The 11591-nt window shown below is 65.8% G+C and carries 13 protein-coding genes; 4 read left to right on the top strand and 9 right to left on the bottom strand.

Annotated features, from left to right (window positions below; all coding sequences use genetic code 11):
- Positions 1-4: 4 nt before the first annotated feature.
- Positions 5-1225 carry a sensor histidine kinase gene (locus tag A5747_RS05150; protein WP_076122756.1) on the bottom strand — a complete coding sequence of 407 codons (1221 nt, stop codon included), beginning with the start codon at positions 1223-1225 and terminating at the stop codon, positions 5-7.
- A 112-nt stretch (positions 1226-1337) separates the two neighbouring features.
- Here A5747_RS05150 and A5747_RS05155 point away from each other — a divergent pair, with 112 nt between their 5' ends.
- The gene (locus A5747_RS05155; protein ID WP_076122584.1) at positions 1338-1991 is read left to right on the top strand and encodes a response regulator transcription factor; all 654 of its coding nucleotides are present in this window, start codon (positions 1338-1340) and stop codon (positions 1989-1991) included.
- A gap of 24 nt (positions 1992-2015) precedes the next feature.
- Here A5747_RS05155 and A5747_RS05160 read toward each other — a convergent pair whose 3' ends face one another.
- The 4 genes from A5747_RS05160 to A5747_RS05175 form a co-directional block, all read right to left on the bottom strand.
- Positions 2016-2909 (bottom strand): thiamine pyrophosphate-dependent enzyme, encoded by an 894-nt coding sequence (locus A5747_RS05160; RefSeq protein WP_076122585.1) that lies wholly within the window; start codon positions 2907-2909, stop codon positions 2016-2018.
- 148 nt (positions 2910-3057) lie between these two features.
- Positions 3058-3945, bottom strand: coding sequence for a methylmalonyl Co-A mutase-associated GTPase MeaB (meaB, locus tag A5747_RS05165; protein WP_076122586.1), 888 nt, complete (start codon positions 3943-3945; stop codon positions 3058-3060).
- Between the two features lie 7 nt (positions 3946-3952).
- Positions 3953-5092, bottom strand: coding sequence for a thiolase family protein (locus A5747_RS05170; RefSeq protein WP_076122587.1), 1140 nt, complete (start codon positions 5090-5092; stop codon positions 3953-3955).
- Between the two features lie 89 nt (positions 5093-5181).
- Positions 5182-5700, bottom strand: coding sequence for a phenolic acid decarboxylase (locus A5747_RS05175; RefSeq protein ID WP_076122588.1), 519 nt, complete (start codon positions 5698-5700; stop codon positions 5182-5184).
- 88 nt (positions 5701-5788) lie between these two features.
- Between A5747_RS05175 and A5747_RS05180 the strand changes: the two genes are divergently transcribed.
- Positions 5789-6637 (top strand): proline iminopeptidase-family hydrolase, encoded by an 849-nt coding sequence (locus A5747_RS05180; RefSeq protein ID WP_198938131.1) that lies wholly within the window; start codon positions 5789-5791, stop codon positions 6635-6637.
- Between the two features lie 17 nt (positions 6638-6654).
- Here A5747_RS05180 and A5747_RS05185 read toward each other — a convergent pair whose 3' ends face one another.
- From A5747_RS05185 to A5747_RS05200, 4 genes are read right to left on the bottom strand one after another with little or no spacing between them, the layout of a single operon-like run.
- Complete coding sequence (locus A5747_RS05185) at positions 6655-7422, bottom strand: enoyl-CoA hydratase/isomerase family protein (RefSeq protein ID WP_076122590.1); 768 nt, start codon at positions 7420-7422, stop codon at positions 6655-6657.
- Positions 7423-8511 (bottom strand): acyl-CoA dehydrogenase family protein, encoded by a 1089-nt coding sequence (locus tag A5747_RS05190; RefSeq protein WP_076122591.1) that lies wholly within the window; start codon positions 8509-8511, stop codon positions 7423-7425.
- Entirely contained in the window at positions 8498-9403 is a 906-nt protein-coding gene (locus A5747_RS05195) for an acyl-CoA dehydrogenase family protein (protein ID WP_076122592.1), read from the bottom strand. Before A5747_RS05195 ends, A5747_RS05190 begins: the two co-directional genes overlap by 14 nt.
- Complete coding sequence (locus A5747_RS05200) at positions 9381-10787, bottom strand: class I adenylate-forming enzyme family protein (protein ID WP_076122593.1); 1407 nt, start codon at positions 10785-10787, stop codon at positions 9381-9383. The genes A5747_RS05195 and A5747_RS05200 overlap by 23 nt, the downstream gene beginning before the upstream one ends.
- Before the next feature lie 101 nt (positions 10788-10888).
- Here A5747_RS05200 and A5747_RS05205 point away from each other — a divergent pair, with 101 nt between their 5' ends.
- Both A5747_RS05205 and A5747_RS05210 read left to right on the top strand, forming a co-directional pair.
- A complete protein-coding gene (locus tag A5747_RS05205) occupies positions 10889-11221 on the top strand; it encodes a 2Fe-2S iron-sulfur cluster-binding protein (RefSeq protein ID WP_076122594.1) in 333 nt (110 codons plus the stop codon).
- 20 nt (positions 11222-11241) lie between these two features.
- The gene (locus tag A5747_RS05210; protein ID WP_076122595.1) at positions 11242-11544 is read left to right on the top strand and encodes a DUF4286 family protein; all 303 of its coding nucleotides are present in this window, start codon (positions 11242-11244) and stop codon (positions 11542-11544) included.
- The last annotated feature ends 47 nt before the right edge of the window (positions 11545-11591 follow it).

Here is an 11591-nt window from a genome sequence, read left to right on the forward strand (position 1 = left end):
TCGATTACTGCTTCAGCGGCAGTTCGACGCATATGTGAGTGCCCACCGGAACATCGAGAAAGACGAACGTTCCGCCCGCCGCTTCGACCCGCGCCCGGTGCGAGGCTAGCCCGATGTGTCCCTCGCCCAGGCGGCGCGCCATCGCGTCGTCGGTGAATCCCATGCCGTCGTCGACCACGTCCAAAACGCAGCTGCCTTCGTTGATCCCAAGGCGAACTGAAGCATTGCCGGCCTGAGAATGTTGCACCAGGTTGGACAGCAGCTCCCGCGCCACCCCGAAGACGATGGGGTCGATCTCGTTGCGAAGCGGGTAATCGATGTCCGTCGAGACGTCGATACCAGAACGCTGGGCGGTGTGTGCGGCTAGCTGCTGCAGCGCCGCACCCAATCCGACCTGCTCGAGGACGGCCGGATGCAGCTCAAACGTCGCCTGCCGCAATCGGTCCGAGGCAGCCTGCAGCCCGGCCATCGCGCGACCGACTCGCTCGTCACCAGGAAACGCCGTATCCAACTCGACGAGCTCTTGGCGCACGGCCAGGATGTCTTGCAGCGGTCCGTCGTGGATGGATTCCGAAATCCGGCGCTGCTCCACATCCGACGCAGTCATTGTCTGAGCCAGCAGTTCCTCGCGTAGTGTGCTGAGCCCGGCCACCGACCGGGTATGCCGTTCTTCGACGCGTACAGCGACAAACGCTGTGACACACAGGAACCCGTAGAGCAGGAACCGGAACGTGGCCTCGGTGATGCCGATCGAGCCGACCATTTCCGGGTCCTCGAGCACCGCGATCGCGAACCCCACCATCGAGAAGATCAACACCACCGCCGCTCGCCGGGAGGAGACGTCGAGCCCGATGAGGATCGGCAACGCCGTCATGATGAGCAGCGGGTGCAGTCCGTTGGTGGACAGCACCTGAAAGACGGTCAGCACGATCACGTCGATGACGGTGAACGCAAACGGCTCCACGCGGCCGACGCCGGCCAACCGGCCGCGTGCGAGCCATCGTCGGCTGCCGGAGAAGGCCAGCGTCAGCGCGCACAGCGCCATCAAGCCGTACCCGATGATCAGCACGGTTTGCTGGGGCCATTCGGACCGGCGCGTGTCGCTGAGCATCGCAGCGATCATCAAGCCCACCACGCCGATCCGAAGGACCGACGCGATTCGATACGAGCGCAGCTGGTGGATCCTGCGCACCCGGTTCAGTTCTGCGTCGCTGGCCACCGCCACCCGATCACCGTACTCATCCGCGCCGGCGCGCCCGTGGCAAATCGCGCGAAAACGCAGCAGAGCACCCGAAATCGCGAACGAATGCTTTCGATAAACCGCTACACTCATCGCCATGGCCGACGCGGCTACGCCCGCCGAAGTGCGTGTGGTCGTTGGTGACGACCACCCGCTCTTTCGCGAGGGTGTAGTGCGCGCACTTGCCTCGAGCGGTTCGGTGAACGTGGTCGGCGAGGCCGATGACGGATCGGCGGCACTGGAATTGATCAAGACGCACCTCCCGGATGTCGCATTGCTCGACTACCGAATGCCCGGCATGGATGGCTCCGAGGTCGCGGCGGCGGTGCGAAGTCAGCAGTTGCCGACCCGCGTGTTGCTTCTCTCGGCACACGACGAGCCGGCGATCGTGTTTCAGGCACTGCAGCAGGGCGCCGCCGGCTTCTTGCTGAAGGACTCGACCCGCGCCGAAATCGTCAAGGCGGTCCTCGATTGCGCGGAGGGTCGCGACGTCGTCGCACCCGGACTCGTCGGGGGCCTCGCCGCGGAAATCCGCCAGCGTGCAGCACCCACGGCACCCGTGCTCAGCGCGCGAGAGCGCGAGGTGCTCAATCGGATTGCCCGCGGCCAAAGCATCCCCGCGATCGCAGCCGAGCTCTACGTCGCGCCGTCGACGGTCAAGACCCATGTGCAACGCCTCTACGAAAAGCTCGGGGTCGGCGATCGCGCGGCCGCCGTGGCGGAAGCCATGCGGCAAGGTCTGCTCAGCTAGCGGGCGACGGCGGGTGCCGCTCACTCACGAAGCCGGATCCTCCGCGCCCAACAGTGCGTTCGCGGATGACATGGCCTCCGCCATCATTTGGCGAGCCCGTCGTTCGACCTCGTAAAGGTGGTCGTCGCTGACGCCGGCACCGGTCAGCTGCCGCCGGGCGAAGACCAAAGGATCGACGCTAGAGGGGTGATTAGTGCGGTAGGTGACCGCCTTGACCACGGTGGGGCCGCCGCCGACGCTCGCTCGTTCTACCGCGTGGGCGACCGATTTATGCACCGCCGCAACGTCTCTACCGTCGGCCAGGAGCACGGGCATTCCGTGGCTCTCGCGTGCACCGCGGCGCACCCCCGATCCGGTGCGAATGTCCTCGACGACGAACACCACGGGAAGCCGCCACGAAACGGCTATGCGCGCGGCCGTTTCGAACTCGACGGAGTTCGAGTCCTCATCGCCGATAACACACAGTGTGACTTTGCCTGCGCCGGCGACTTGCTGCGCGTAGGCATCGCCAAGCGCGAACATGACCGATTGCTTCAACGGGCTTGAGCTGGCGAATATCAGCTTCCATTCGGCGGCGAACGGGTCTTCGTTGGACGCGCCGCCCACCTCCCGGCTCGGGGCGAATATTTCGGCGATGGCCGGACCCAGCGGGAGCGACAGACCGATCTGCTGTGCGTGTTGGAAATGGGGGATGGCGGTGCTGATGATGTCGCCCGGTCGAAGCGCTGCGGTAGCGCCCACGGCCACGGCTTCCTGACCGAATGCGGCCACCATGGGTCCGTTGAGCAGACCGTCGATGCGCGACTCCTCCAATGCCATGTCGAGCAGACGCAGTGCCCACATCCGGCGGTACAGCTCCAGCTGCTCACCGACAGGCGCGGCCGAGGGTTTCGCCGACAGTTTCGAGGTGCGAGCCATGTCCCGGTCTCCTAACCGATCGTTTGGGCGTTTGACCGCCTTCTTAGACACAAGCTCAACGTAGATCGGTATGGGTGGGCGCACCTCCGCCGATCGGTTCGCAAAAGTGATGAACGCACATTCCCCCGATTGGGGGACACGGCGACGTTCAGTCCGGGCGTTGAGTGCCGGGGGCCAGCAGCTTTTCGGCCGCCGTGTACGGATCATCGTGGCCGTCGACCACTGACTCGGCGAGCCGGTCGAGGTCCGGGCGGCCGCGCAGCCGTGTTTGGGCCAGCGAGAGGATCTGCGCCCGCGCCCGGGCCAGTCGACGGTCGCGGCTGTCGGTGCGGCGGTGGTCGTCGATAGCCGCGACCAGGTCAGCGACGCCTTCACCCTGGGCGGCAACGAGGCTGACGATCGGGGCCTTGGTTTCGGCGCGCAGATCCCGCACGGTCTGTTCGGCACCGTCGCGGTCGGCCTTGTTGACGACCACGATGTCGGCGACCTCGAGCACACCCGCCTTGGCGGCCTGCACCGCGTCGCCCGCCCCGGGATTCAGGATGACGACGGTTGGGTCGGCGACGGCGGCGATCTCGATCTCGGACTGCCCCACACCCACCGTCTCGAGCATGACCACGTCGTAACCAATCGCGCCCAGCAGGCGAATGGCGGCCGGAACGGCGGCGGCCAGCCCCCCGAGATGGCCGCGCGTTGCCACCGACCGAATCAGCACATCGGAGTCGTTGATATGCGCGGCCATTCGAATGCGATCGCCCAGCAGCGCGCCTCCACTGAACGGCGACGTCGGGTCCACGGCCAATACGGCCACCCGGCACCCGCGCTCGCGATAGGCGCCGACCAGCGCCGCGATCGTCGTCGACTTGCCCGCGCCCGGCGGTCCGGTGATGCCGATGATCGCGCCCGCGCATGCCGACGAGGGCTCGATGCTCGCCAACACCTCGTCGCGCCGGTCACCCTCGACCAGACTCAGCAGCCGACCCGCCGCCCGCGGAGACCCGTTGCGCGCACCGGCAATTAGGTCGGCGATGGTCATTTGCGCATTATGGCGCAGCGACCTCGATGACCGTCGCCGAGCCCATCCCGCCGCCTGCGCACATGGCCGCGACGCCGATTCCCCCGCCGCGGCGGCGCAATTCGTGCACCAGCGTGACGAGCATCCGGGCCCCGGTTGCCGCGACGGGGTGTCCCAGCGAGCAGCCGCTGCCGCTGACGTTGACCTTGTCCGGGTCGAGATCGAGAATCTTGACGGTAGCCACGCACATGGCCGCGAATGCCTCGTTGATTTCGAACAGATCCACGGCGGAGATCGAAAGCCCCGCGCGGCCAAGCGCTTTCGGGATCGCTTCCACCGGAGCCAAGCCGGTGATCGCCGGGTCGACGCCGACGGACGCCCAGGACCGCACGGTGGCCAGCGCGGGCAGCCCGAGCCGCTCGCTCGCGATGGTCAACACTGCGGCACCGTCGTTGGCTCCGCAGGCATTCCCGGCGGTGATCGAGAAGCCCTCGATCTCGGGATGCAGCGGCTTGAGTGCGGCCAGCTTCTCCATGCTGGTGTCACGGCGGGGATGCTCGTCGACCGAAAACAGCCCGTGCGGCGTCTCGATGGGCACGATCTCTTCTTTGAAGCGGCCCTCGTCGATTGCGGCGATGGCATTGCGGTGGGAGCGCAGCGCCCAGGCATCCATCTCTTCGCGACTCACGCCCGCCTTGACCGCAGCGTTCCACCCCACCGTGATCGACATGTCGAGGTTGGGCGCATCGGGACGGTCGGGGTGGGTCGGCGGAAACCAGTCGACCCACTCGCCGTCCACTTGCATGCGTGACCGCGGCGACGTGGACGCGGAGTTCACACCCCCGGCGATGACGAGCTGGTCCATCCCGGCCCGCACGCTGGCCGCCGCGCTCTGCACCGCCGCCTGACCCGCCGCGCAGTGCCGGTTGTTGGCCAGACCGGGCACCTGGGTCAGGCCGCTCGTGATGGCCGCGTGCCGAGCCAGCACGCCGCCACCGTAAAGGCCCTCGCCCAGGATCACGTCGTCGACTTGCGCGGGATCGAGGTCCGCGGCGGCCTCGGAGACGACATGGTGCGCGAGGTCGAATGCGCTGGTGTCGCGCAGCGTTCCCTTGCGCGCGGTGCCGATCGGGGTGCGCAGGGCGGAAACGATGACGGCTTCGGGCACGGGTCTTCTCCAGTTCAGCGGCGCAGCTTGCGAGAACCCTATTCTCTCATTTTGAGAGTCTGAGTTGCAAGGAGCGACCCTGTCGCCGACTAGTTGGTGCGGTTGGACCATCCCGAGGGCAGGTTTTCGGGACCGGTGTCGATAACGGTCTCGTCGTCCGTTCCGACGTATTCGAACCACGTGATGTAGGCGAATTCGGGGACTTCGTAGATGGGGTAGGTCGGGCCGTCGTCGCGGTAGGCCCGCATCTCATCCAGGTGTTCGTTCTGGAAGCAGACCGTGCGCTCGCCATGCGTGCGGACCCACTGCGGGAAGAAGATGACGCCGTGGATGCGGCGTTTGGCGGGGAGGATGTTAACCGCCACGCAAGTGCCCGTGGGTTCGCTCCAGGACACTTTGAAACTGTCGTCGTCGAGTTGGACGAGGTTGACTTTCTGGTCTTTGACCCAACGGCCTCCGACATGCCCGGAGTGGATGCGGTAGTCGATGGTAGAGGCGTTCTTGACATACATCTCGTACTGCCACCCGTTTGCATAGGTGTAGATGAAGCGGTGGCCGACGATCCCCGAAAGATCCTGCGGCGGAACCGGGTTAGCGACGCTGGTCATTGCCCTATCCTGCCAGGACTGCGGCGGCACTTGTGGGCAGGCTGCGGGAAACGCGCGGATTTGCGATGGTGGACGGATGACTCAGGGAATGATCGCGGTCCCGGGCGGGAACGTCTGGTTCACTCGGGTTGGCGGCGGGGCGGGTTATCCGCTGCTCGCGGTTCATGGAGGTCCGGGTATGCCGCACACCTACATGAGCTCGCTGGAACGCCTGGCCGACGAGCGCGAAGTCATCTTCTGGGATCAGCTCGGGTGTGGCAAGTCCGAACGCCCGTCCGACCGCAGGCTTTGGACGATGGAACGCTCGGTGGCCGAAATGGATGCCGTGGTACAGGCGCTGGGGCTGAACCGCTTTCACATCTTCGGCAATTCGTGGGGCGGAATGTTGGCCCAACAGTACGTGCTTGACGTCGCGTCCGGGGCTGCAAGTCTGACGATCTCCAACAGCTTCGCGTCGATACCCGAATTCTCGAAGATGGTGGCGCGCTTGAAATCCGAGCTTGATCCGGCCACACAATCCAGCATCGACCGGCACGAAGCCGGCGGCACGACATACGCGTCCGAATATCACGCCGCGATCCGCACCTGGAACGAAACGCATCTGTGCCGCGTTCGTCCATGGCCGGCGGAGCTCGAAGAGTCGTTCCGGACTATGAACAACGAGGTCTACGGAACCATGTTCGGGCTGAGCAACTTTCGCATCGTCGGAACCATTCGGGATTGGGACGTGTTCGACCGATTGGCCGAAATCTCGCCACCGACGCTCATCCTCGCCGGCAGGTACGACGAATGCGTGCCCGAACACATGCGGGACATGCACGCGCGCATCCCGGGTTCGCGGTTTGAGTTATTCGAGTCGAGCTCTCACATGCCGTTCATCGAGGAGCCGGACCGGTTCGATGAGGTGATGCGTGAGTTCCTGCGGCATAACGACTGAATCGCGGTCTCAGCGAGTCAGTTCTTGCCCGCCGCCAGCTTGGTGACGATCGACCGGAAGTCCTCGGTTACGAAGGACTGGCTTTCGGCCGACAGCGCATAGTCGAGACTGGCCAGTACGGCCCGCTCCAGATGGATGTTGAGCACCCGCTTGGTGCTCTCGACCGCCTGCTGAGGCAACTCCAAAATCTTTTTGGCGCAACCGATTGCCTCCGCGACCGGATCGGCCGCCACGTGGTTGGCCAGACCGAGTTCGACGGCGCGCTGCGCGCTGATGCGGGTGCCGGTCAGCGCGTACTCCTTGGCCAGCAGCAGGCTGATGTGCAGCGGCCAGGTCAGCGGTCCCCCATCGGCCGCGACCAGCCCGACCTGCACATGCGGGTCGGCGAGGTAGGCATCTTCGGCGATGTAGACGATGTCGCTGAGCGCGACCAGGCTGCAGCCGAGTCCGACAGCTGGGCCATTTACGGCCGCCACCACCGGGATTCGGCACCGCGCCATGCCCAGCACGATCTCGCGGCCATCGCGGATGGTCTTGGCGCGCAGCTCGGCATCTCCCGACAGCTCCTTGAGATACGAGAAATCTCCGCCCGCCGAAAACGCCCTGCCCGCCCCGGTGATCACCGCCGCGCGGGCCGAGGGGTCGTCGGTCAATCGTTGCCACAGCCGCGCGAGCCCGACGTGCAGGTTGTCGTTGACCGAGTTGAGGGACTCCGGCCGGTTCAGGGTGATGATCCGCAATGGGCCTTCGGCACGGACATCGATTTCGGCAGGCATATCGTACATTCAGACTCCCAATCCCAAGATTCGCGAAGCGATGATGTTCTTCTGTATCTGTGATGTCCCACCCATGACGCTCTGCGCACGGCTGTACAAATAGGCGCCGAGCAGATCGGGATCGCGGGTTCCGGTGACGGCCAGTGCAGCGTGGCCGACCGATTGCTCGACCCAGGTCATCAGCAGCTTGTCGAGCGAACCCTCGGGCCCGTGCGACACCCCGTCCAGCTGTTCGGACAGCCGCCGCCGGACGTGGTGGGTCAGCATTTCCGACTGGACGGCCGCCCACGCCAACTCTTCGGATATCGGACCGTCATTGCGCGCCAACAGCTCTCGGACAAGCTTGCCGTATCTGGCCGCATAACCCAGCGTGGACGGTTCGCGCTCGTGTCCCACGACGGTCATGGCGACCGCCCAGCCGTCGCCCGGAGCGCCGACTATCCGGTCCGCCGGCACGATCGCGCCGTCGAAGAACACCTGACCGAATTCGTTGGTGACCCCGTTCATCATGCGCAGCGGGCGCTGTTGCACGCCAGGCTGTTTCATGGCGATGACGAACGCCGAAAGGCCGCGGTGGCGCTTGGCGTCGGGGTCGGTGCGGGCCAGCAGCAGGCACCAGTCCGCGACGTCGGAGTAGCTCGTCCAAATCTTGTGTCCATGCACAACGTAGTTGTCACCCTCGCGGGTGGCGGTGGTGGTCAGCGACGCCAGGTCCGAACCGGCGCCGGGCTCGCTGAAACCCTGACACCAACGCTCGGTGCCACTGATGATGCCGGGCAGGAAGCGCTTGCGCAGTTCGTCGCTGGCGTGCCTGCCGATGCCGTGGACCAGGTAGCCGACGCTGGGGCGCGGCGGAGCGCCGGCGCGCACCAGTTCTTCGTCGACAATCACGTCGTACACGGCGGGCAGGTCTTGCCCGCCGTAGTCGTGCGGCCAGGACAGGCCGAAAAAGCCGTTGTCGTACAACGCCCGATGCCAGTCGGCCATGCGCTCCCAATACTCGTCACCCGAGCCGGAGAACTCCTTGGCGTGCACCGAAAGCCACGATCGCAGCCGCTCGCGGAATTCGGCCTCCTGAGCTGAATCACGAAAGTCCAAGGTCGATCTCCTTCAGCATTACTGGCCACAACTCGGTCGATGTCAGCGCGCGCCGCAGGTAGACATGCACCACGCACTCCCACGTATTGCCGATGCCGCCATGCACCTGCACCGCGTTCTCGCAGACCGTTCGGGCGGCGCGGGCGCAGTAGATCTTCGCAACCTGGGCGGCTCGGACGGCCTCGGCGGGCGTCAGTTCGTCAACCGCCCACGCAGCATGGCGCAACACGCTCACCGAACCTTCGATCAGCGCAAGGCTTTCGGCCAACATGTGGGCGATCGCCTGGTAGGAGCCGATCGCTTTGCCGTACTGTTCGCGGATTTTCGCGTAGTCGACCGCGACGGCCTGAGCGCCGCGGGCGGTTCCCACCAGGTCCGCCGTCGTGGTCACCAACGCGAGTGCCCGCCACCGCGTGGCCACGTCCGCGGACACCTCGCCGAGAACCGTCGGCGATCCGACCGCGGCCGCTTCGGCCCGGGTCAAATCGGCGACGGTCCGGGCGTCGCCCACCTCCGTCGCCAAAACCGTGGTACCGGAAAGGAACAGGGCTCGTCGAGCGCCGCGCGCGTCGATCACCCGGCCATCGACAGCGATGGTCGCGCCCGACGCGTCTGCATCGATATGGCAGGCGAGATCATCGGCCAGCACCGGACCCAGAAACGGTGCGTCGACCAGTCGGCGCCCGAATTCCTCGGCGACGATGGCCACCTCGACGCCGGTGGCCCCATCGGAACGCAGCGATCGCCAACCCGTCGTCGTAACCTGCTTGTCCAGCCGGGCAATTCGCTCCTCGTCGGCCAGGTCGTTTACCGCCCCGGGGCCCAGATCGTCGGCCAGCTTGGCGGCGGCGTCACGCAGTTGCTGCTGTTCAGCTGTCAGACGTACATCCATAGCGCTCCTTTAGGACTCGGCGCAGCACCTTGCCCGAGGGCAGGCGAGGGATATCGGGTACGAACACGATCCGGTTCAGGCGTTTGTAGGACGCCAGCTTCTCATCCACTCGGGCGATCAGGTCCGCGGCGTCAACCCGGCCATGCACCGCGACGGCGGCCACGATTGCCTCGCCGTTGATCCCGTCGGGAACGCCGAACACCGCACAATCCTTGACGGCCGGATGGCCGTGCAGCACCGTCTCGATTTCGGCCGGCGCGACCTGAAAGCCGCGCACTTTGATCATTTCTTTGAGGCGGTCGGTGATCCGCAGCCAACCGTCGGCGTCGAGCCAGCCCACATCCCCGGTCCGGTACCAGCCGTCGCACATCGCGTCCTCGGTCGCCTCGGCCGGTAAGTAGCCGGCCATCAGCGACGTCGACCGCGCCTGGATCTCACCGACCTCGCCCGGGTTGACCGGTTGGCCGGTCTCGAGCGAGACCACCCGCAGGTCCACACCCGGCACGGGGCGACCGACCGCGTCCAGTCGGGCCCCGTCGAGTGGATTGCACGCGATGACGGGCAGTTCCGTGGTGCCGTACGCGGGCACCCAACCGACGCCGGTACGTCGGGTCACCGTCTCGGCGATGTCGGCGCTGACCGGCGTCGCGCCCCACATGATGAAGCGCAGCGACGATAGGTCGTAGGACTCGAGGTCTGGGTGCGAGGCGATGGCTAGCGCGATGGGGGCCACCGCCATCTCGACTGTGATGCGGTCGTTTTCGATATGACGCAGGATCTGGTCGATGTCGAAGCGGCGATGCAGCCGCGTCCACGCTCGGATCTGCAGCGCCGTCAGGATATTGAGCAGGCCGAGGATATGTGAAGGGGGCGTGGCGATTTGAATGCGGTCACGCTGTGTCAGCTGCAGCGCGTCGCGCCAGTGCTGCACGGCCACACTCAATGAAGCGTGAGTGTGCCGGACCGCCTTCGGCAGGCCGGTGGTACCCGAACTGAAGGCAAGCACCGCGTCGCCCTCCGGCGGCAGCGAACATGAGGACGTCAGTTCCGCGGGGGTGATCGGTTCGTCCAGATGCAACATCGGCATCAACTCGGCCAGCACGGGATGGTCCCCGACGGCGTGGCCCGGATTGGTCAGCGCCAGCGCGTGGTCGACCTCCTGGCGCTTCCACGCCGGGCTGAGCAGCACCGCGGCGGCACCAAGACGCCAGATCGCGAGCAGGGCGGCGACGAATTCCGGCCGATTGGAGGCCATGAGCGCGACCCGCTGACCCGCGGCGACATTGCTTGTGGCCAGGGCCCGGACCAGCCCGTTGGCCAGCGCATCGAGCTGGGGCAGGGTGAATCGCCGTTCCTCGAACACGAGCGCGGCCGGCTCGGTCACGTCTCGTTCCTTCCAGCTGTCCAGCCCGACTTGAGAAGATCCTATCGCTTAGGGAGAATAGTATTCTCTATACTGAAGAATGCAAATATGGGAGGGCGGCCATGGTGACGGCCCGCATCATCGAGGAGACTGTGTCAGATCCCGATTCAAACGGCGCCGAGGCCGGCACGGTGACGATCTATCTCGATCGCAAGAAGGTGTCGGTACCGCTGGTCCCGGGCGAGACGCTGCTGGAAACCGCGCGGCGGGCCGGCCTGGAGCCGCCGTTCAGCTGTGAGGCCGGCAACTGCGGAACCTGCATGGCCAAGCTCGAGGCGGGCCGCGCGACCATGGGGGTCAACGACGCTCTCGAAGAGGACGAAGTGGCCGAGGGCTACATTCTGACGTGCCAGGGCGTGCCCGACACGGACTCGATTACGGTGCGCTACGAGTAGTCACAGGAGAGGCGGCGACGATGGCCAAGGGAATCATGCTCGTGGAGAGTGTGCCCAGTGCGCCCGATCGCGAGGACGAGTACAACACCTGGTACGACGAAGTTCACATACCGGAACTGCTGGCGCTCGACGGTATCGTCGCGGCGCGCCGGCTGCGTCCGGTCGACGGGCAGGGTCCGTATGTCGCCATCTACGAACTCGAGGGTGACGACCTGCAGGCCATCCTGGACAACATGGTCGCCAACGCCGGTCAGCTACACATGTCCGACGCGCTGCAGCTCGACCCGGCGCCGATCCCGCGACTGCTCGAGTACGTTTCCTAGCCGAGCCCGAACGTGACGCTGCAGTCACGCTGGAGGCCGAATGTGAC

Source organism: Mycobacterium sp. IS-836 (assembly GCF_001954275.1).
Lineage (GTDB): Bacteria > Actinomycetota > Actinomycetes > Mycobacteriales > Mycobacteriaceae > Mycobacterium.

What these genes read in the sequence shown, in the direction of transcription:
- A5747_RS05155 (WP_076122584.1), top strand. Translation starts at nt 1,338, where the DNA reads ATGGCCGACGCGGCTACGCCCGCCGAAGTGCGTGTGGTCGTTGGTGAC.
- A5747_RS05160 (WP_076122585.1), bottom strand. Translation starts at nt 2,909, where the DNA reads ATGGCTCGCACCTCGAAACTGTCGGCGAAACCCTCGGCCGCGCCTGTC.
- meaB (WP_076122586.1), bottom strand. Translation starts at nt 3,945, where the DNA reads ATGACCATCGCCGACCTAATTGCCGGTGCGCGCAACGGGTCTCCGCGG.
- A5747_RS05175 (WP_076122588.1), bottom strand. Translation starts at nt 5,700, where the DNA reads ATGACCAGCGTCGCTAACCCGGTTCCGCCGCAGGATCTTTCGGGGATC.
- A5747_RS05180 (WP_198938131.1), top strand. Translation starts at nt 5,789, where the DNA reads ATGATCGCGGTCCCGGGCGGGAACGTCTGGTTCACTCGGGTTGGCGGC.
- A5747_RS05185 (WP_076122590.1), bottom strand. Translation starts at nt 7,422, where the DNA reads ATGTACGATATGCCTGCCGAAATCGATGTCCGTGCCGAAGGCCCATTG.
- A5747_RS05195 (WP_076122592.1), bottom strand. Translation starts at nt 9,403, where the DNA reads ATGGATGTACGTCTGACAGCTGAACAGCAGCAACTGCGTGACGCCGCC.
- A5747_RS05205 (WP_076122594.1), top strand. Translation starts at nt 10,889, where the DNA reads ATGGTGACGGCCCGCATCATCGAGGAGACTGTGTCAGATCCCGATTCA.
- A5747_RS05210 (WP_076122595.1), top strand. Translation starts at nt 11,242, where the DNA reads ATGGCCAAGGGAATCATGCTCGTGGAGAGTGTGCCCAGTGCGCCCGAT.